General features: G+C 51.7%; 17 protein-coding genes and 1 riboswitch. Of the genes, 6 read left to right on the top strand and 11 right to left on the bottom strand.

The features are described 5' to 3' along the window. Nucleotides 1–1,240: 1,240 nt before the first annotated feature. Both MELB17_RS00230 and MELB17_RS00225 read right to left on the bottom strand, forming a co-directional pair. Entirely contained in the window at nucleotides 1,241–3,160 is a 1,920-nt protein-coding gene (locus MELB17_RS00230; protein WP_007348082.1) for an ATP-binding protein, read from the bottom strand. Then, entirely contained in the window at nucleotides 3,157–4,344 is a 1,188-nt protein-coding gene (locus MELB17_RS00225) for an SIR2 family protein (RefSeq protein ID WP_007348081.1), read from the bottom strand. Before MELB17_RS00225 ends, MELB17_RS00230 begins: the two co-directional genes overlap by 4 nt. A 218-nt stretch (nucleotides 4,345–4,562) precedes the next feature. On the opposite strand from MELB17_RS00225, the gene MELB17_RS00220 reads away from it, so the two are divergent. The 4 genes from MELB17_RS00220 (at nucleotide 4,563) to MELB17_RS00205 (ending at nucleotide 5,763) form a co-directional block, all read left to right on the top strand. Beyond that, nucleotides 4,563–4,835, top strand: a complete 273-nt coding sequence (locus MELB17_RS00220) for a type II toxin-antitoxin system Phd/YefM family antitoxin (RefSeq protein ID WP_007348080.1) — start codon at nucleotides 4,563–4,565, stop codon at nucleotides 4,833–4,835. Further along, nucleotides 4,816–5,088, top strand: a complete 273-nt coding sequence (locus tag MELB17_RS00215; protein ID WP_007348079.1) for a Txe/YoeB family addiction module toxin — start codon at nucleotides 4,816–4,818, stop codon at nucleotides 5,086–5,088. The genes MELB17_RS00220 and MELB17_RS00215 overlap by 20 nt, the downstream gene beginning before the upstream one ends. A gap of 116 nt (nucleotides 5,089–5,204) precedes the next feature. Then, nucleotides 5,205–5,516 (top strand): BrnT family toxin, encoded by a 312-nt coding sequence (locus MELB17_RS00210; RefSeq protein ID WP_007348078.1) that lies wholly within the window; start codon nucleotides 5,205–5,207, stop codon nucleotides 5,514–5,516. After that, nucleotides 5,491–5,763 (top strand): BrnA antitoxin family protein, encoded by a 273-nt coding sequence (locus MELB17_RS00205; protein WP_007348077.1) that lies wholly within the window; start codon nucleotides 5,491–5,493, stop codon nucleotides 5,761–5,763. Before MELB17_RS00210 ends, MELB17_RS00205 begins: the two co-directional genes overlap by 26 nt. A 110-nt stretch (nucleotides 5,764–5,873) precedes the next feature. On the opposite strand, the gene MELB17_RS00200 is transcribed toward MELB17_RS00205, so the two are convergent. From MELB17_RS00200 to MELB17_RS25260, 4 genes are all read right to left on the bottom strand, one after another. Further along, nucleotides 5,874–6,221 carry a hypothetical protein gene (locus MELB17_RS00200; protein WP_007348076.1) on the bottom strand — a complete coding sequence of 116 codons (348 nt, stop codon included), beginning with the start codon at nucleotides 6,219–6,221 and terminating at the stop codon, nucleotides 5,874–5,876. Between the two features lie 66 nt (nucleotides 6,222–6,287). Then, the gene (locus tag MELB17_RS00195) at nucleotides 6,288–6,749 is read right to left on the bottom strand and encodes an RDD family protein (RefSeq protein ID WP_007348075.1); all 462 of its coding nucleotides are present in this window, start codon (nucleotides 6,747–6,749) and stop codon (nucleotides 6,288–6,290) included. A gap of 398 nt (nucleotides 6,750–7,147) precedes the next feature. Further along, complete coding sequence (locus MELB17_RS00190; protein ID WP_007348074.1) at nucleotides 7,148–7,375, bottom strand: addiction module protein; 228 nt, start codon at nucleotides 7,373–7,375, stop codon at nucleotides 7,148–7,150. Nucleotides 7,376–7,534: 159 nt separating this feature from the next. Beyond that, the gene (locus MELB17_RS25260) at nucleotides 7,535–8,089 is read right to left on the bottom strand and encodes a hypothetical protein (protein ID WP_227498747.1); all 555 of its coding nucleotides are present in this window, start codon (nucleotides 8,087–8,089) and stop codon (nucleotides 7,535–7,537) included. Between the two features lie 1,065 nt (nucleotides 8,090–9,154). On the opposite strand from MELB17_RS25260, the gene MELB17_RS00175 reads away from it, so the two are divergent. Beyond that, nucleotides 9,155–10,114 carry an integron integrase gene (locus MELB17_RS00175; RefSeq protein ID WP_007348070.1) on the top strand — a complete coding sequence of 320 codons (960 nt, stop codon included), beginning with the start codon at nucleotides 9,155–9,157 and terminating at the stop codon, nucleotides 10,112–10,114. A gap of 117 nt (nucleotides 10,115–10,231) precedes the next feature. Here the strand turns inward: MELB17_RS00175 and MELB17_RS00170 are convergent, their stop codons facing one another. After that, nucleotides 10,232–11,290, bottom strand: coding sequence for a ribonucleotide-diphosphate reductase subunit beta (locus MELB17_RS00170; RefSeq protein WP_007348069.1), 1,059 nt, complete (start codon nucleotides 11,288–11,290; stop codon nucleotides 10,232–10,234). A gap of 101 nt (nucleotides 11,291–11,391) precedes the next feature. Further along, nucleotides 11,392–14,181, bottom strand: a complete 2,790-nt coding sequence (locus tag MELB17_RS00165) for a ribonucleoside-diphosphate reductase subunit alpha (protein WP_007348068.1) — start codon at nucleotides 14,179–14,181, stop codon at nucleotides 11,392–11,394. Between the two features lie 160 nt (nucleotides 14,182–14,341). Continuing rightward, nucleotides 14,342–14,550: riboswitch (cobalamin riboswitch) on the bottom strand. A 176-nt stretch (nucleotides 14,551–14,726) separates the two neighbouring features. Here MELB17_RS00165 and MELB17_RS00160 point away from each other — a divergent pair. Then, nucleotides 14,727–15,419, top strand: a complete 693-nt coding sequence (locus MELB17_RS00160; RefSeq protein ID WP_007348066.1) for a DUF3047 domain-containing protein — start codon at nucleotides 14,727–14,729, stop codon at nucleotides 15,417–15,419. Nucleotides 15,420–15,422: 3 nt separating this feature from the next. Here MELB17_RS00160 and MELB17_RS00155 read toward each other — a convergent pair whose 3' ends face one another. The 3 genes from MELB17_RS00155 to lldD all read right to left on the bottom strand — a co-directional run bounded on the left by MELB17_RS00155 (nucleotide 15,423) and on the right by lldD (nucleotide 20,337). Further along, entirely contained in the window at nucleotides 15,423–16,259 is an 837-nt protein-coding gene (locus MELB17_RS00155; RefSeq protein WP_007348065.1) for a substrate-binding periplasmic protein, read from the bottom strand. Nucleotides 16,260–16,338: 79 nt separating this feature from the next. Next, nucleotides 16,339–19,155: an FAD-binding and (Fe-S)-binding domain-containing protein gene (locus tag MELB17_RS00150; RefSeq protein WP_007348064.1), complete on the bottom strand. Its 2,817-nt coding sequence runs from the start codon at nucleotides 19,153–19,155 to the stop codon at nucleotides 16,339–16,341. Nucleotides 19,156–19,182: 27 nt separating this feature from the next. Beyond that, complete coding sequence (gene lldD / locus MELB17_RS00145; protein WP_007348063.1) at nucleotides 19,183–20,337, bottom strand: FMN-dependent L-lactate dehydrogenase LldD; 1,155 nt, start codon at nucleotides 20,335–20,337, stop codon at nucleotides 19,183–19,185. Nucleotides 20,338–20,626: the final 289 nt, after the last annotated feature.

The following is a 20,626-nucleotide window of genomic DNA, read 5'->3' as shown; positions in this document are numbered from 1 at the left end:
AAACTCCGCAACCGATGCGGTGAACGAACCAGAACGCCAGATTAGCAGATCAAAACCGTGATCACGACGGACGGCCCTACAAACGGAACGCCCAACTTCCCGTCACCACCTTTGAACCGCTGAGCTACCAACTGGCCACCGATTTCGACGGCCTTGGCAATCACCGAAACTCGCCGGTTTTGCCACCAACTTTGGGCCAAGGCCACTGGCACCGAGCCACCCAAAAGGAACCACTTCAATCCAGCTAACGCTTAGGTTAAGGGGCTGGCTTTAGCCAGTCCCAGTGAGCGCAGCGAACGACTTGAACCCTTGGTTAGGCAGGGCTTAAAGCTGACGCTGAAAGTGACTACAACGGCTGTGACTTGGGCTTGGCTCGACCAAACTTGCGTTGGTACATGGAGTTGAGCCGAGCGCCACAAACCAACAAACCCAAACGGATATTCAGAGATGACACTTTTGCACAATGCCCGAGCGCCAGCCTGGGCGGCGTTTGGGCGATAGCCTACACGCGCGTTAAGGCGCGCTTTCAGGCAACGAGCAGCAGCGCAATGAATGATGAGAATCCAGAAACGAGCCCAACCGCCATACCCATAAAAGCGGCGAATTCATTACCGCTTAACGTTATGCAGCCATCAGAAAATACTGCTCAATATTGTGATATGAAACGTTCCTGACACTGTTCATGAATTCTGTACGGATTTTCTTTTAAGCCGCCTAACGCGAAGCTAAGCGGTGCCCTGACAAGGGCATCCGGTGGACGGCCGTCAGGCCGGGAACGAACTTAAGCGACTGGTTAGCTGGGTGTAACGGTGAAGCCACTCCCTGGCAACCAATACGATGGCCTGCGCCACTGCTGCTTTGCACCAAAATTTGCCGGTGCACCGCGTTTAAAAACACCGCACTCCATACGGTGAATGAATCTGAACATCAGACTAGCAGATCAAAACCAAGCGCGCGCCGGACAGCCCCACAAACGGAACGCTCAACTTTCTTTCACCACTGCTGAATCACTGAGCTACCAACTGACCACCGATTTAGACGGCCTTGGCAAACACCAAAACTCGCCGGTTTGCGACCAAATCTGAACCAAGGCCACTGGTGCCGAACGACCCAAAAGGCACCACATAAATCCAGCTAACGCCTCACATCACCGGCAGTAAAAAGCAGTGCGAGGGACGAGCGGCACTTTTTACTGTCCGAGTGCATGTGATTGTTATATTTGCATTTCTCGGTCACTGAGCTATTTCTCCTGAAACCATTCTTCTGGGATTTTACAATTGTCACTATTTGGGCTTGGACTTGATTCATGAATTTTTAAATGGAGTGGCATCGAAACGCAATTACCGAAGACTAGAGCTTCTCCAGGAATTGACTGTTTTATTTTATTAGTAAAATCATCAGAAAAATAAGGCAGTATAGCTTTAATATACTGCATATCCTTCTCGTTTTGAATTCTGTGAATGACAAAGTTAGCACATTGAGAAAGTACTGTTTCAGATAGCTCAGAAGGTCTTTGAGAAGAAACAAACAAATAGAATGAATACTTTCTCCCTTCACGAGCTATTTTTTCAAAGATGTTTTCCTTTAGCAGATAGTCATAGTGCTTTTTAATATAACGATGTGCCTCATCTAAAATCAAATGAATGGGGTTTTTCCTTCTAGCATTACCAATTAGTTTTTTTCGTTCATCAAAAAGTAATCGAGAAGTAACGCTAGTCAATGTTTCAAGGATATCAGGACTTAATTCACTAGTATCAATAATGACCAGCTGAGATTTGTTTTCATTATTACCCCAAAGTTCTGCAATATATTTTTTAACAGAATCTATACCATTGGCTTCTCGCATGAACTCACAATCAGGATTATCCAAAAAATATTCCAGCCTTGTGAGCATTGTTGCGGTGTAACCTCTAATTTGCCTATTACCACGCGCGTCTTCTTCCAAAAGGATTAACTCGGCTGCAATCTTCAAAAATTTATGGTCAAAAAATTCACCATTTTTTATTTTTGAATTTATCACCTCTTGAGCTTGCGCATGATCTACTTTACTAAATGCAGTATTAGTTGCTGTCTCCAGTTTATCTTTGTTTTCACCATAGGCAATAGTACATGCTGATTGCAGTGCTCCAATATCAGCCAAAAGTTCAATAGAGGCAGCCTTAATATCAGCATTGCTATTAATAATACTGGTTATACTTCCAAGTATGCTAGCCGCAGTTGTAATTCTTGCGGTATCACTATCAGCCTGTCGTAATGTGCTAAATATTAGATTACAGATTCTGTATCTGAGATAATTAACGAATTTGGTCTGTTCTTCTGTACTTGAATTTCCAATTTTGTAAAACCGATAACTTTCCTGTAATACTTTATCCCAAAATGGACGTTGCGTAGCATCTGTTGCTAAGAGAAATGCACTCCATTCATCTAGGGATAATAAGAAATGCGGTAGATAAAACGGGCTGTAACCGTCAATTATTGTATCTATGTTAGGTTTGTAATACTTAATTAAAATTTTCTGATTATTATAATTTGTGAACGCTTGCTTATATTCGCCATTAACATCAAAAATGAGTACTCTTGAGCCTGTAGCCGAGTGGTTTTCTTTTTTATGGATCTCTTGAATAATATGAGCAATGGTATTGGATTTACCACTCCCAGAATTTCCTAATACTGCTGAGTGCATGTTAAAAAAGCTATCTATACTCACATCAATTGGGTAGTTAATTAGGTTTTTACTAACACCTAAAGAAAATGATTGATGAACTTTGTTCTCATTTGCTTGCTCTGGGGAATTGGTTCTTAAGATAAGCTTCATATCCTGAAAAGTCACGATGCTAACATCGCTATACAGGCTAGGGAATACACCAACGCCAAGCGCAAATTCATCGTCTTTATTGATTGTACCAATTGGTTTAAGCAAAAGTTCGCGATTACTTTCTATATCAAACGACAGTTTTTCTTGGTGAATATCAGAGTCAAAAATTGATATAACTTCACAAATAATAATTTCTTCGATTGCATTACTGACTTTAAGGTAACTTCCAATGTTACCAAAATAATAAACATTGCCGTGTAAGTTTGCTGAACTGCCTCTAATTTCTGAGGATATTTTAACTTTTAGTTGACTGTAATTGATGCTAGTTATCTTGCCAATTTTCATAAAACACTGCCACCCTTCAATGCATTAATTGAAGACACAAAGGAATCTAGTAAAGTGGTATCTATATTTTCATCCACGTTTGGCAGCAATTCTTCGACAATATATTCAAAGTAGTGGATTTTCTTGTCTTCTTTATCTGTACCATATATACGATAAATTCGACTGTCCTTAACTTTAGCCAATGGACAATCACTATATTCGCCAAAAATCACAACAGATATTGATGAGTTTGATGCCAAAGATTGATAGATAATATTATTAAGGTGTTCATCACTGAAGCTGTAACCAATAATAAATATTACTGAGTTAGATTGTGATAATTTTGTTTGAAATTCTCTGATTAAATCAGCGTAGGGCGTCCCAAGACTCTGAGCTTGTTTCAAAGGTGTTGGATAAATCATCACATGACTTCCAGCACCTTTATCTTTGCCTCCTGTAACTGGAACTTCATGAATATTGAATAATGAGTTACCTTCTTTTTCGACCCAGCTAATAGAGCCATGCAATTTATATAAATAGACCATATTTTCTAATGGTTCAAATTTTTCTAAATTTGCATCTATCTTTTTTGAGAATGTGAAATTAAACCTTGCAGGATTAAAAACACGTTCAAGACCTCCACCAAACCCATTGTTGTAATTAATATTAAGTGTATCCAGCGCCTTTTCGTTAAAAAGGTCATTGTTTGTTGTAAAGACATTGATCCGAGACAGATCTTTATTCCTTAGTGCTGTTTTTTGATAGAGCTGTTTATACAATCCCAAACTTTTTTCAGCATCAACGCTTGAAAGGCTAATATTGATTTTTGAATACATTGAGTCTTCGATAGACTTAATTAATTTTTCAGTATTTGATGTTTCTGTTGTATCCGCGTTGGTGATTCCTTGTAGGTAATTTTTCCTAGCATGGAGTATGGTTAGCTTCTTCTCCAAGTTATCACTATCTATATTTTGATAGAGCTTTTTTATTTCATCATCAGCACCTTCATTAATACTTTTCGCTATTTCTTCCTGCATGGCTTTCATGCTTGGAATGGCATCAGAACTTGCGCCAGCACCAAGCAAAAAACTAACATTTTTAATATTAGATAATTCAGAAATTTTTTGTTTGATGCTTTTTAAGCCATCTTTACCACCAATAGCATCTCCGCCTTGATAGAAAAATATTTTTTCTTCATCACTCACTAAACTATCTCCCTATGAATTTATTGCTCTAGTAGCAACTATGATTCTAATAATTTACACCCAAATGCAGCGGTGGCTAATTTGCAAATATAACGCTGCCAGCATGCGCGGCTGCGGAATGGAGGCGAAGCCGCAATGCAGCAGACGTCGCCGTGACTGGCCTTGTTAGGGCTATTGCGATATAATTGTACGGAGTTACCGTACGTAATGGTGGAATTATGAATATCATCAGTGTAAATAAATTCAGAGAAAACCTGAAAAGCCTTGTAGAACAGGTTATTAGCAGGCACGAACCCCTCAAGGTGACACGCCGCGCCGGAGAGGCTTTCGTGATTATGAGTGCCGAAGACTGGGAAAGAGAACAAGAAACCCTGCATGTTCTTCAGAACCAAGACCTGATGCAGCAGATTGCGGCCTCCTTCGATACTCACAGCCGTGGCCAAGGATATACACCTAATGATGAGCAGATGAATGAGATCACTGGTATTTGAGGGCAGCACCTGGGAAGCCTATGAAAAGATGCGAGAGAAAGACAAGAAGCTGCACAAAGCTCTCTGCAAATTGCTGAAAGAAATGCTCCGCTCTGACGACCCATCAACTGGCATCGGCAAACCTGAACCGCTTAAACACAACTTATCAGGCTTGTGGTCACGGCGCATCTCACAGAAAGACAGGCTCATATACCGATTCGACGACAAATCCATTTATGTTTTCGCCATTGGAGGGCACTACGACCAGCCCTAACGCTAGCAGCATGCGCGCCCTAGGAATGGAGCCGAAGGCGCAATGAAAAGGGCGTCGCCGTGCCTGCATTGGTTAGCACTTGTTGACGTCTGCGTATATGTTGATAATATACATTCATGATGAATTGGGCACAAATTGCTGGCTTTGACTGGAACGAAGGCAACTCCCGAAAAAATTCGGAGAAGCACAGCGTCGGCCAGTCTGAGGCGGAAGCCATTTTCTTTAATGAGCCACTCCTGGTGCTGGAAGACTCCAAGCATAGCCAGACCGAAGCCCGTTTACATGCCCTTGGTGAAACAGATGATGCGAGACTGCTGCACATTACCTTCACGCTAAGGCATAACGATACCCTGATTCGAGTAATTTCCGCTCGCGACATGCACCGCAAAGAGAGGGCTGTTTATGAGCAAGTTAAAAAAGACTCCTGAGTTCAAAACAGAAGCAAAAGAGCGAGAGTTCTGGGAGACTCACGACTCCTCGGACTACGTGGATTGGAGTCAGGCAAAACCGGCTTCTTTCCCAAAGTTGAAGCTCTCAACCAAGACTATCTCACTCCGCTTGCCCGAAACTCTGCTTGATCGGATTAAAATCGAGGCTAACAAGCGTGACATGCCCTATCAATCGTTGATCAAGGCTTGGCTTGCGGACGATGTGAACGACAACCGTCGGGCCTGAGATGCTAACGCGAAGCTTAGCGGCGACCTTGCAATGGAGGCGAAGCCGCAATGAAAAGGGCGTCCGGCGGCCATCGGCCGCGTACTACAGCGACTGGTTAGAAGGCATGATTAACCACCTACCAAGTAATATAAAATGAGACCACCAATCACGGCGCCCACAATACCAAAAACCCAAGCGAGAACAGGCTTTGCGAATCTCCCAAAAGAGGTGATTTTATCCACGCCGGAATCATTCTTGACTTTGAATGACTCCAAATATTCGCGACCGGGCAGAGTAATACGAGGCTCAAGGTAAGCATCGCCATCATCCGAGCAAACATCTGACGCATCTAAAAATCCGGATTCGACCAACTCCTTCACAACTGATACCGAATAATCGCTAGATTCGTCGATTTCATCTGGCAGCGTCTGGTTAGCGGCTGCCTCAAGGATTCGTTGATGTTCGGTGGTTGGCATGATGCTTTCTGCCCTTCTAACGCGAAGCTCAGTGGCGTGCTTCAGCACGTCCGCTGAAGCGATTTGTTAGCCTTTAAATGTAACTGGTTTAGGCTCACGGTTCCTTTTCCGCACAACAACTGTGCCCGAAAGCTTATCGTGCCAGCCTTGCTTGCGATCATCGAATGCAACCCAAATGAATCCGAGACAAGCCGGTATCAACGACAAATAGTACGCCAGGTAGCGCCCGATCAGCTGGCCAGAGCTTGCAGCATTGCCAGTTTTTGCATCAACAATCTTTGCCGAGATGGCCATCTTCCCCGGGGTGGCTTTTTTTACTACCCAAAATAGAATCACGGCAACAGCCGGAAATATCCAAGACAGCAAGAAATCCATGGGACCTTGAACAAAACTGCCACTGAGCCAATACGACTCGCCGTAGAAAACGGTCAAGATCGGCCATATTATGATCCCCAGCAAAACCGTATCGATCAAAGAAGCTCCGACACGCGGCCAAAAGCCTACATATTCCAATTCCTGTGACGTCACTTCGATCTCCTAAATTTTTGTGGCTAACGCTCGCAGCATGCGCGCCCTTGGAATGGAGCCGAAGGCGCAATGTAAAGGGCGTCGCCGTGCCTGCGCTGGTTAGCGCTCTTGCAGACGCGTCCGCCAATAACCTGGCCGAAGCGAATGGTGCGCGAGAGCGAACACAATGATGCCACCGGCGGTTGGCTGATAAACGACCGAGAATGGGAAGTCCTTGAGAAAAACCCGCCGAGTATTCTTGGGCGCGGGCGAACCAGCGAGCGGAAACGCAAGAGCTCTACTTGTTGCCTCTTCAACTGCTGTCGTAAAACGTGCGCCAAGACCTGGCTCTTCCTCATTGTAATAAACGACTTCAGCCAAGAATTCACGTCGTGCTGCAGCAACGAACCTGACGCGTCTCACCGCGACAAGTAGTACGCTTCTGCAAAAACGTCCTCTGCTGCGTAGGTCGGCATATCGCCACGATCGAATGCGGCTACGCGATCTTCGATCTCTTGGGCCCAAGCCAATTCTATATCGGAACGTGACAACTGAAGTGACTCGAGCAACGACTCTGCAAGCCTAGCACGTTCTTCAACCGTCAAATTCCGGGCCTGCCGCTCAATTTCTGTGAATGAAGCCACCATACTTTACCTCCGTATTCCCATCTTCATTGTACCGCCGGTTCCGTCCGGTGTCTTGGAGCGCTAACGCTTTTGTTCAGCGGCAGCCTTGGCAGAGCGAAGCGGCGACAAGGCTGTCCGGCGGAGGGCCCTTCAGGGCCCGGAGCGAACTGGAACTATTGGTTAGATTGAAACAAGCTCCCCAGACAGGGCCTCTATCTCAATACCATTGGCTTCAAACCGAACTTGGCTTGGCTCACCAGCCCAATTACTTATCCGCCCGACATTGAGAACATTTAATCCCGCATTTTCAACGTGACGGACGACACCCGCTTCGTAACGGCACCTGAGCACTTTGTCTGCCTTTTTATCGTCAGTTTTCGGGATCTCAGCAAAAAAGAGGCACATGTTGTCGACAAATTCTTTGTTAAATTCTTCGCGATCAATGTGGGCAAAACGAGGGATCATTCCATCCCCAGGCCGGTGCATCAGAATACTTTGATTATGACGAAGCCCATCCAGGCAATGAGCTTGATAGTTACCCCTCAAACAATCCCGCAGGTGGGTTTTGTGCCGTGATGCCACATTCGAGGCCTCGCCCACATAGTACGCCCGATAGAACGAGGGGCGGACGCATACACACCAAATATAGAAACCATTCACCCAAGCTTCAGGGCAATTGAAAATTGCATCGTCTCCCCAAAAAGTAAAGGGGCCGCGAACTTCCACTGTCTCCATTCGATCCTCCAAATCTAACGCGAAGCTAAGCGGTGCCCTGACAAGGGCATCCGGTGGACGGCCGTCAGGCCGGGAACGAACTTAAGCGACTGGTTAGCTGGGTGTAACGGTGAAGCCACTCCCTGGCAACCAATACGATGGCCTGCGCCACTGCTGCTTTGCACCAAAATTTGCCGGTGCACCGCGTTTAAAAACACCGCACTCCATACGGTGAATGAATCTGAACATCAGACTAGCAGATCAAAACCAAGCGCGCGCCGGACAGCCCCACAAACGGAACGCTCAACTTTCTTTCACCACTGCTGAATCACTGAGCTACCAACTGACCACCGATTTAGACGGCCTTGGCAAACACCAAAACTCGCCGGTTTGCGACCAAATCTGAACCAAGGCCACTGGTGCCGAACGACCCAAAAGGCACCACATAAATCCAGCTAACGCCAAGCTAAGCGGTGCCCGACTAGGGCATCCGGTGGACGGCCTTCAGGCCGGGAACGAACTTGAGCGATTGGTTAGCTGGGTATAACTGACAGGCCCAGCTCTTGGCACTCAAAATGATAGCCTACTCCGCTGCTGCTCTTGCACCAAAATCCGCCGATGCACAGTGTCAAAAAGCACCGCAGCCGATGCGGCGAATGAACCTGAACGCCAGATTACCAGGCGCAGGCCCAAGTTTGCGCGGATGGCCCCGCACGGCGAGCACCAACCTTTATGCCAACACTGCTGGCCGATTGAACCGCCAAACTGACCACGGATTCCGACGGCCTTGGCGTAACTGAAAATTACCGGTTTTGCTACCAACTCTGGGCCAAGGCCACTGGCACCGAACCACCAAAAAGGAACCACATCAATCCAGCTAACAGTAACTTGATAGGCGCCTCCGCGATTGCGGAAATCTGACCGCCTCATGATTACAAGTTTGGGCTTCCACAAGCGTCCGCCCATGGATTTATAAAACAACAGCTTAGTCGAACATTTTCGATTCTTCCACGTAATCATTTGACTTCTATGATCCGCTCTCATAATAATACTGTACAAACATACAGTTACTACAGGAGTCAACCCATGGATGGGAAGCCACTTCGATTGCGCGATCAGGTTCATGCCGTCATTCGTGTGAATCACTACAGCATCCGTACAGAAAAAACCTACTGGTATTGGATTCGCTATTTCATCCGCTTCCACCAGATGAAGCACCCCCGGGATATGGGCCCACGGGACGTTAATGAGTTTCTGACCTGGCTGGCTGTTCATCGGAACGTGGCAGCCGCGACTCAGTCGCAGGCACTGAATGCCCTGGTGTTTTTATACGCCAAAGTGCTTGATAAGCCCCTCGGGGAAATCGGCGAGGTTATCCGCTCAAAGAAACCACGGAAGTTACCGGTAGTACTCACTCATGAGGAGGCAATGTGCATTATCGGAAAGCTACGCCATCCCGACCACATAATCGCTTCGCTGATGTACGGGTCGGGCCTTCGTGTCACCGAAGCCTGCAGGCTTCGTATTAAGGATTTAGATTTTAACCAACAGGTTATAACAGTGCGTGATGGTAAAGGTGCTAAAGACCGTACAACGCTGTTGCCGGGAACACTTATTGCCGAACTGAAAAGTCACGCTGATAACATCTGTAAGGCCTGGAAACAGAAAGACCCCCAGTTTCAACACCCTGTTAGTTTGCCTCATGCACTCTCACGCAAATACTCGAACGCTGGGCACTCGCTGGAATGGCAGTGGCTGTTTTCTTCGCCTTCTCTGAGTTCTGACAATCTGGGTAATGTCGCGCGCCATCACCGCCATATTACGTCTGTGCAAAGATCTGTGCGTAATGCCGTAAAACAAGCTTGTATTGGCAAACCCGCAGGCTGCCACACTTTCAGGCACTCCTTCGCCACCGAGCTTTTAAAGCGCGGTAACGACATTCGCACGGTTCAGGATTTGCTTGGCCATGCTGATTTACGTACCACCCAGATCTACACCCATGTTCTTGGGCAAGGCTTTGCAGGGGTTCGTAGCCCTTTGGGTTGAGTGGTCAGTCGTGCTCTGGGTCTTCGCGGCTTTGGCTATTCGATTGATAGGGGACAGATTTGAAATCTGTCCCCTTGTTCCTTGTTCTATCCCCTTAGTATGTCCTCTCGGCGCGCCTTACCACTCCAACTGGGCACCCGTCTGGTATTCAATCACTCGCGTTTCAAAGAAGTTCTTTTCTTTGCGCATGGTGGCTTGTTCTTCCAACCAGGGTGATACGTTTTTGGCCCCGGGGAAGGGTTCGGGCAGGTTTACGGTGCGGGCACGGCGGTTGGCTACGAAGCGGAACTGTTCGATGTGGTATTCCGCGGAATAGCCCAGTATGGGGTCGCGCAGGATGTAGTTGGCGTAGTCACTTTCGGCGGCTTCGGATTCGTCCCACATGTCGCGCACGGCTTTGGGGTCGAAGCTGATGTTTTCTTCTTCCAGGATCTGGTTAACCACTTTCAGGCCAAAGGAGAAGTGCATGGCTTCGTCGCGCAGGATGTATTGGAACTGTTCGCCGGTGCCGCGCATCAGGCCGCGGCGTTGCAGGGCGAAGATGGGGCTGAAGCCGTTGTAGAACCAGCAGCCTTCAAACACGGCGGCAAAGAACAAATACGACATGATGAATTCTTGCAGGTCGTCTTTGTTGCGCAGATTGATGTCGGAGCGCATGGCGGCGTTCAGGCGGCGGTTGGCCATCTGGATTTTGCCGTTGATTTGCGGCACGACGCGATAGCGGTTGTAGATTTCGCCCTGGTCCAGGTTCAGGGTTTCAATGCAGTGCTGGTAGGTCCAGGTGTGCACGGCTTCTTCGTAAACCTGGCGCGCCTGGTAAATCTGCAGCTCAGGCGCGGTCATTTTTTCCATCACGGCCAGGCCGATGTTGCGCATGGCCAGTATGTCGGAGGTGGTCAGGTAGGCCAGTACGTTTTCGAACACGTGCTTTTCCGCCGGGTTCAAGCGGTGGTGGTAGTCGTGAACGTCTTGCGACATGTTCACGTCTAGCGGCGTCCAGTGGTTTTTGTTGGCGTTCATGAAGTATTCCCAGGCCCAGGGGTACTTGAACGGGGCTAGCTGGTTTACGTCGGTGTTGCCGTTGATCACGCGTTTGTCGTCAACGTTTACCGGGGCCACGCTGCTGTTGAGAGCAATCTTACTTTCGGGTTTTTTGTCTTCGTCCCAGTTCAACATGGTTTTTTTCCTTTGAATACGGGGACAGACTGAAGTCTGTCCCCTGGGAGTTGAGTAAGGGGACAGACTTGAAGTCTGTCCCCGGAGTTCGGGCGCTGGGCTTACTGGCACGCTTCGCAGTCTGGTTCGTCAATGCTGCAAACCTGGGGCTGCGGTGCGGCGACTGTTGCGGCTTGTTCGTTGGCGCCGGTGGCGCCCAAAGATCGCAGGTAATAGGTGGTTTTCAGGCCGCGCTCCCAGGCCAGTTGGTAGAGTTCGTCGAGTTTTTTACCGCTGGGTTGGGCCATGTACAGGTTCAGGCTTTGGCCCTGGTCCAGCCACTTTTGGCGGCGTGATGCGGCTTCTACCAGCCAGCGAGCGTCTATTTCAAACGCGGTGGCGTAGCGGGATTTCAGTTCGGTGGGTATGCGTTCGATTTGCTGCACGCTGCCGTCGTAGTATTTCAGGTCATTCACCATCACGTTGTCCCACAGGCCTTCGGCCTTCAGGTCACGCACAAGCGAGGGGTTCACCACGGTGAATTCGCCCGACAGGTTCGATTTTACGAACAGGTTCTGGTACGCCGGCTCGATGGATTGCGACACGCCCACGATGTTGGAAATGGTGGCGGTAGGCGCAATGGCCATCACGTTGCTGTTGCGCATGCCGTGCTTGGCAATCAGGTCACGCACTGGCGCCCAGTCCAGGCGGCTGTCGGTGTTTACGCTCAGGTCGCCTTCAAGGCGGGCGGCTTTTAGCCGTTCGATGGAATCGATGGGCAGTATTTTTTGGCTCCACAGGGAACCTTCGTAGCTTTCATAAGCGCCACGTTCGGCCGCCAGCCGGGCAGAAGCACGAATGGCGAAGTAGCTCAGCTGCTCCATGGCCACATCGGCAAATTCGACCGCTTGCGGGCTGGTGTATGACAGGCGCAAAGCGTAGAGCGCGTCTTGGAAGCCCATCAAACCCAGGCCCACCGGGCGGTGTTTCAGGTTGGAGTTACGCGCTTGGGGTACGGCGTAAAAGTTGATGTCTATAACGTTATCAAGCATCCGCACGGCGGTGTCTACGGTGCGCTCCAGGCGTTTTACATCCAGCTCGCCGTTATTGATGTGAGCGGCCAGGTTTACCGAACCCAGGTTGCACACGGCGATTTCGTCGGCGCTGGTGTTCAGGGTGATTTCTGTGCACAGGTTAGAGCTGTGTACCACGCCTTTGTGCTGCTGCGGCGAGCGCAGGTTGCAGGGGTCTTTGAAGGTTATCCACGGGTGACCGGTTTCAAACAGCACGGTCAGCATTTTGCGCCACAGCTGCTTGGCGGGGATGGTTTTGAACAGTTCGATTTTGCCTTCTGCCGCCAAGGCTTCGTAGTGCTGGTAGCGCTCGCGAAAGGCGTTGCCGTATAAATCGTGCAAATCGGGCGCGTCGTTGGGGCTGAACAGGGTCCAGTCGCGATCTTGACGCATGCGCTCGATCAGCAAATCTGGCACCCAATTGGCGGTGTTCATGTCGTGGGTGCGGCGGCGTTCGTCACCGGTGTTTTTACGCAGTTCCAGAAACTCTTCGATGTCCAGGTGCCAGCTTTCCAGATAGGCACACACCGCGCCTTTGCGTTTGCCGCCCTGGTTCACGGCAACGGCGGTGTCGTTCACCACTTTCAGGAAAGGCACTACGCCCTGGCTTTGGCCGTTGGTGCCTTTGATGCGTGCACCCATGGCCCGCACCGGTGTCCAGTCGTTACCCAAACCGCCGGCCCATTTTGACAACATGGCGTTATCACGAATCGACCCGTAGATGGCTTCCAGGTCGTCGTCCACGGTGGTTAGGTAGCAGGACGACAGCTGGGAATGGCGGGTGCCGCTGTTGAACAATGTGGGGGTAGACGACATATAGTCGAAGGACGACAGCAAGTCATAAAACTCGATGGCGCGGCTGTTGGGATCGTCTTCACGCAGGGACAGGCCCATGGCGACGCGCATGAAAAAGACCTGCGGCAATTCCAGGCGGTCTTCTTTCCAGTGCAGGAAGTACCGGTCATACAGGGTCTGCAGACCCAGAAAGCCAAACTGAAGGTCACGCTCGGGTTTCAATGCAGCGCCCAGGCGTTCCATGTCGAAAGCGGCCATGGCTTCGTCCAGCAATTCGTAACGAATGCCGGCGTTGATGAAGGTACTCAGGGCTTGCGGGTAGACGTCGGCAAGGCTTAAAGAGGTGTCGAGTTTCAGCGCGGTGACGCTTTCCAGCCGCAGCTGTTCCAGCAGCAGACGGGCGGTTACGGCGCTGTAGTCCGGTTCGCGCTCTATGCGGCCGCGGGCGGTCATAATCAGCGCCGACAGCACCTCGGCTTCGTCGATGCCGTTGTACAGGTTGCGTATGGATTCTTCCACCAGGGATTCGGCGTCAATGCCATCTAGCCCGAAGGCTGCGTTGTCGACCTGCTGTTTCATCAAGCCCAGGTCTAGCGGTACGGTGCGGCCGCCAGCTTGTTTTACCGTCAGGGTTGGGTGAGCTTCTACCGGCTCGTGCAGGGCGCGTTCGCGGGCGTGCTCTTCACGGTAGAGAACGTAGGCCCGCGCCACTTTCTGTTCCTCGGCGCGCATCAGGGCCAGTTCTACCTGGTCTTGAATGTCTTCAATGTGCACTTTACCGCCCGCTTTCAGGCGGCGGCTGATGGCCTGTACCACCTGGTCGGTTACCCTGTGAACGGCGTCATTTATGCGGGCAGAGCCTGCCGCCTGGTCGCCTTCCACCGCCAGAAACGCTTTGGTGACGGCAACGCCGATTTTTGAAGGGGTAAAATTGACCAGGTTGCCGTTGCGCTTAATCACTTGCAGCGATGCCGCGGTGGCCGTGCTCGCCGCGGGGGTTTCGGCCTGTAGTTTGTTCGACAGATCGTTAGAGAGGGCAGACATAGCGGGTTATCCTGAATACGCGTTTATTCGTTGTCTTCGCGTACGCAGGCAGTCACAACCGAGACAACTTTTGAAGATGCCATCGGGCAATAACACGCACCAAGCCATGCAGACCAGAGTGCTGTTACTGAAACTGTTGCTGCTCACCTGTGTCGCGAAGGTGCAGTGATGCGTTCTTGGCAGGTCTTCGGACTTAGGGGCGTGAACGGTGTGTCTGTTCGTTCGGCCTTGTGTGGCGACTTCCCGGCAACTGCCAGTGTCTTTGTGCCACACTTGTTCCCCAATACCGCTGCGCGTCAGTTCCGGAGTCTCACCGGATTCCCGTTACCAGCTATAGTGATGCGAGCCGTCAAAAAATGATCAAAGCTCACTACATCTGGTATTTAACCAAGAACATAAACACTATATACGGGAATAACCCAATGAACAAGATTCTCTCCATACTCTCGGCACTTTCGATATCACTCCCGATATCACTCCCGATATCACTCCCGATATCACGCCCGACATCACTCTCAACAACACTCGCGATACTGGCGCTGTTCATGTTCAGCTCAGTCGCATTTTCTCAATCAGAGAAGACAGCGCCCCACCTGCCCCGTTTCTCTGAGATGACAAGCATCTCCGACGGCTGGGAGCCTCTGGAATTCCCCAACATAGATCAGCATTCCCGCTATCAACTGTTGGTTGAAGACGGTGTTCAGGTGGTCAAAGCCGACACGGCTGGAAGCGCATCCGGGCTGATTGCGCGGGTAAACGTGCAGCCTCAGGATTCGTTGATTCTGCATTGGCGCTGGAAGGTGTCGAATGTGTTTGCCAAGGGCGATGCCCGCAGCAAAAACGGTGATGACTACCCGGCGCGCATTTACGTGGCTTTTGAGTTTCAGCCCGACAACGCCGGTTTTTTTGAGCGCGCAAAGCGCAAAGCGGTGGAGGTGATGTTCGGAGAAACGCTACCGGGTAATGCCATTAACTACATTTGGGCGAACCGGCTGCCTATCGGCGAATGGGTGAATAACCCTTACACCGATAAAACCCGAATGTTAGCGGTGAGCAGCGGCGTGGAAAAAACCGGTGACTGGGTAAGCGTTGAGCGGGATATTACGGCGGACTACCGCAAGGCCTTTGGGGAAGAGCCACCAGCCATTATCGGCATTGCCATCATGTCGGATTCCGACAACACCGGCGAAAAAGCAAGCGCCTGGTATGGCGATATACAACTCATGAAGGCGCCATAACGCTTATAAATTCGGAAAGCCGGTAATTTTATAGCCTGGCCCCAAGCGCCGCAACGGTGGCACCTCGCCTTTTTCAGCGAGGCGGATGTAGGCGTCATCAAATTGTTCGCGCCATATTTCAGCCTGCGGACGACTGAGGGCAAACACCCATACGCCTTCTCGTGATAACAGCTTGGTGGAATGAAGATTTTCGTCGCCAGGCGCCGACAGCAATTCCTGCACAGGCTTATGATAATCCAGCAAATAGTCACCGCGATTGCGCTTAAGCATTTCAATTGCGGCGCGATGGCCTGGCGCTTCGGTCAGGGCTATATCGCTCTGTTTCTCCATCCACGACATCAGCCCGCCGTAGTTATAGCCGCTGATGACAATTACACGTTTGTGCTTGATCTGGTCAAAAGTTTTCAGTGTTTCCGTTGTGTTCAGGTGCCAGGCGTGCAATTCCAGAGTGACCGGGCTTACCCAGCTTTCCAGGGTTTCGTAAACCAACAACGGCGTGCCACTGAGACTCGGCGCCAAGTCTACTGTGCCGTTACGCAGGTGCAGCAGCAGGCGGCTGGGAGGTAGGAAGACAAACTCGGTGGTGTAACCCGCTTCAAGAACAACTTTGCGAGTGATGTCGATGAATTCACCCGCTGCCTGGCCCCGACTGTTTTGATACGTGAACGGCGGAAATTCCATGTAGCCCACCTGCAAAATCTGACGAGTCTGCGTTGGGTCTGCTAACGCCGGTGGCGACGCCAATGCAAAACCGAGCAGGCAGGCCGTACACACAACCATTAACGCCAAACCGCGCTTGCGGTAGCCATTTTTGAACAGTACTGCAGAGGGGCAATCCATGGCGCTCACCTTGATCCATTGAAACGTCTTTTAAGACTATCAAATCGCCAAAAATCTGCACATAAAAGCCCGTTAATTTTCAGGCGGGGGCTTGGGCTGGCCGAGTTACCCGGTCTACCAGATACACCAGGCTGTGATAATCCACGCCACTGTGGCTGCTTAATCCAATTTCACAGGTACGGCTAGTTGATACACCCTCGGTGCAATTCTGTACCACCGGTTGCAAGGTTCGCAAAGCGTGGCCGTTCAGTTCCGGCGTGGTGAAGCCTTTGTCGCCGGCAAAGCCGCAGCAATGAATGTCTTCCGGCACCACAACATGGGTACTGCACTTACGGGCGATATCGATCAGTGCCTGCCCTTCCCCCAGATGCTGGGTGCTGCAGGTAACGTGTACCGCCACGGATTCGCTCTGTGGCATAAACTCAAGCCGATCGAACAGATGGCTGCGAATAAACCGCACCGGATCGTAAATATCCAGACCGTGATCCTGTTGTTGCAGCAACCGCAGGGTGCAGGGACTGGTGTCGCAGTAGATTGGGTCGCGGCCGTCGCGGCTGGCGCGCTTTACCGCTGCCAGCATTTCGCTGCGTTTGCGATCTGCCTGCTGGGGGTAGCCTTTGGACGCAAACGGCTGGCCGCAGCACAGCGAATCCATGGCCTCTGGGAACACAACCTCGTAGCCGGCCTTTTCCAACAGCTGTCGGGTTTTTTCCAGCAGCGGCGCCTGCTCGCTGTCAGAACGCGCCGGGCCCATGACGTGGGACACGCACGCCGGCAAGTACACCACCCGCGGCTTTTCAGTGGCTACCGCTGGTTTCGCATGTTCAACCCAGCGTACCGGTTGCGGCGTGGCTGGGTTCCAGGACGGAACACGACCACCACTGAGTTTTTTACTGGCTTCGGTCCAACGCTGCAGGCGAGGTGCGCCTAACAAACGGTTGGCGGTGTCGGCCGTTGTCAGCATCAGCCGGGTGCCCTTCAGGGCCGTCGCAAAGTGTGCGGCCAGCCAATCAGCACGGCTATTGTGGTGCGCCTTGTCGGCGCGCAGCTCGCGCACCAGGTCCCCGGTGTTGATGCCCACGGGGCAACGCTGGGCGCAAAGACCCGTGGCGGCGCAGGTGTCTATTCCCTGATATTGGTAGGCTTCTTCCAGCTCACGGGTATCTACACCCGCGCGCTTTTTGGCCTGAATGTCACGCCAGATCACAATGCGCTGGCGCGGGCTCAGGCTCAGGCCGTTAGACGGGCACACCGGCTCGCAGAAACCGCATTCAATGCACTTATCGATAATCTCGTTGGCCGCTGGCATGGGCTTGAGATTCTTCAGATGGATGTCGGGGTCTTCAGACAGAACCACGTCTGGATTCAATATTCCCTGTGGGTCCAGCAGGCGCTTTATTTTCCACATTAGCTGGTAGGCATCGGTGCCCCACTCCAGCTCCACAAACGGCGCCATATTTCGGCCTGTGCCGTGTTCGGCTTTCAGCGAACCGCCAAACTCCACGGCCACCAGCTGAGCCACCTCGCCCATAAACGCTGCATAACGCTCTACCTGGGCCGGGTCGTCAAAACTCTGGGTGAACACAAAGTGCAGGTTACCTTCCAAAGCATGACCGAACAGGATGGCTTCGTGGTAACTGTGTTTTTCAAACAGCTTGATCAGTCGGTTGACGCCTTCCGCCAGCTGCGGGATAGGAAAGGTCACGTCTTCAATAATCACCGTGGTACCCGTGGGGCGCACGGCGCCGACAGCCGGGAATGTGCCTTTGCGGATGGCCCACAGCTGGCCAGACAAAGTGGCGTCTTCGGTGAAATCGACCTGTTGTTCCACGTGGAACGGCGCCAGCACCGCGCGAATCAGCTCTATCTGTTCGTGCAGCAGCCACTGGCTGACGGCGCGGGTTTCAATCAGTAAGGCACAGGCACTGTCTGACAGAGCTTTTACCCAGGCTGGCAGGCCGGGTTGGTCTTCCACCGATCGTATACTGCGTCGGTCGAGTAATTCCACCGCATCCACCGGCTGCTGTTTCAACAGCGGCACGGCGCGGCAGCAGTCTTCAACATTGCCGAACACCACCAGAGTGGTGGCTTTGTGTGGATATTCGGGCACGGTGTTGTAAGTGACGGAACTGATGAAGCCCAGGGTGCCTTCAGAACCCACCATCAGGTGAGTCAGAATATCCAGCGGATCGTCAAAATCCACCAGCGCGTTCAGCGACAGACCGGTGGTGTTTTTCATTCGATATTTGTGACGGATTCGCTCCGCCAGCGGGCTGTTAGCGCGGGTGTCCCGGCCTAATTGCGCCAGCTGTTCCAATAGTTCAGCGTGACTGCTACTGAAGGCAGCCACGCTGGCGGGGTCTTCGCTGTCTAACACCTGGCCGTCTGCCAGCACCAGGCGCATGGCGTTCAGGGTTTTATAGCTGTTTTGTGCGGTTCCGCAGCACATGCCGCTGGCGTTGTTGGCAACAATGCCGCCAATTTTGCAGGCGTTAATAGACGCTGGATCTGGCCCGATTTTGCGCCCCAGGGGCGCCAGAGCGGCGTTAGCCTGAGCGCCAATCACACCCGGTTGCAGGCGAATACGGGCACCGTTATCCAGAATATCCCGCTGGTTCCAGCCGTCGCCCAGCACCATCAGCACCGAATCGCTGATGGACTGGCCCGACAAGCTGGTACCGGCAGCCCGAAAGGTAACCGGTACTCGGTGCTTACCCGCCAATTGCAGCAGCGCGACGACCTCGTGTTCGGCGTTCACCCGCACCACCAGCTTGGGAATCAAGCGGTAGAAGCTGGCGTCGGTACCGAAGGCCAGTGTTGACAGCGGATCGTCAAAACGGCGCGGTGCCGGGATCAGCTGGTTTACGGCACTCACAAAATCGGCGGGCAAACTCATAACAACTCTCTTATTACCAATAAGGGCCTACCGGGCCGCCTGTTTCAATTCACGGACCAGCAATTCAGGGCTGATGTCAGCGATGGTTCGCGCACCGGTGAGCACCATCGCTACGCGCATTTCGCTTTCAATCAGTTTCAGCAGGTTAGTAACGCCCGCTTCGCCATCCGCCGCCAGTGCGTAAATGTAGGCGCGCCCGATCATTGTGCAGTCGGCGCCCAGGGCCAACATGCGCAACACATCCAGACCGGTACGAATGCCTGAATCCACCAGAATTTTCATATCGCCTTTCACTGCGTCCGCAATGGCAGGCAATGCGCGGCAAGTAGAAGGCACACCGTCGAGCTGGCGACCACCGTGGTTCGATACAATAATGCCATCGGCGCCAAAGCTGCGGGCATCACGGGCGTCGTCGGGGTCTAATATGCCCTTGATGACCATCGGGCCATCCCAGAATTCGCGAATCCACTCCAGGTCTTTCCAGCAGATGGACGGGTCAAAATTGTCACCCAGCCAGCCAATATAGTCTCCCAAGCCGGTGGCGCTGCCGCGGTAAGCGGAGATGTTGCCCAGGTCATGGGGCTTGCCCAGCAAGCCCACATTCAACGCCCAGTGCGGGTGCGTCATCGCTTGTAATATGCGACGTTGCGCCGCGTAGGGCCCGCTCATACCGGAGTGGGCATCGCGGTAGCGGGCGCCGGGCACTGGCATGTCTACAGTGAACACCAGGGTGGTTACACCGGCGGCTTTGGCCCGCTCCAGCGCGTTGCGCATAAAGCCGCGGTCTTTCAACACATACAGCTGAAACCACATAGGCCGGCTGATGGCGGGGGCCACTTCTTCAATCGGGCACACCGACACGGTCGACATGGTAAACGGCACGCCCAGATTGGCAGCAGCGCGGGCGGCCTGCACTTCACCGCGGCGAGCGAACATGCCGGTCAAACCTACCGGCGACAGAGCTACCGGCATTGACAGGGTTTCGTCAAACAGCTCGGTGGTCAGGTCCAGCTGGGTCATGTCATTCAGTACCCGCTGGCGCAGGGCAATGTCTGACAGGTCTTCAACGTTGCGTTTAAGCGTGTGCTCGTTGTATGAGCCGCCGTCGATGTAATGAAACAGAAAAGGTGGAAGCCGACGTTTGGCCGCAACGCGGTAGTCGGTAGACGCAGAAATGATCATCAGGCATGTCCTGTTCAGGTTGCAGGATGTGCGCCCCGCAAGCACGGGGCGCCTTCAATGCAATGTTCTAGAGCCTTCAGCTGATTAAAGAGCCTTCAGCTAACTAAAGAGCCATTAGCTGGTTAAAGAGCCATTAACGGGTCTGTAAAGTCCAACACATAGGCCGCAATTAAAGCAATTATGCCTGTCATCAGCACGTAATACAGCGTTGGCCATACCGTGCGGCGCAACGTTGCACCCTCGCCGCCATGGCCTGGCGAGCCGGCCGCCGCAGGCCGATCAGCAGAAT

Source organism: Marinobacter sp. ELB17 (genome assembly GCF_000169375.1).
In the GTDB taxonomy this organism is placed as follows: Bacteria; Pseudomonadota; Gammaproteobacteria; order Pseudomonadales; family Oleiphilaceae; genus Marinobacter.
The sequence above is the reverse complement of the archived record's forward strand: the minus strand, read 5'-3'. Positions and strand labels throughout refer to the sequence as shown.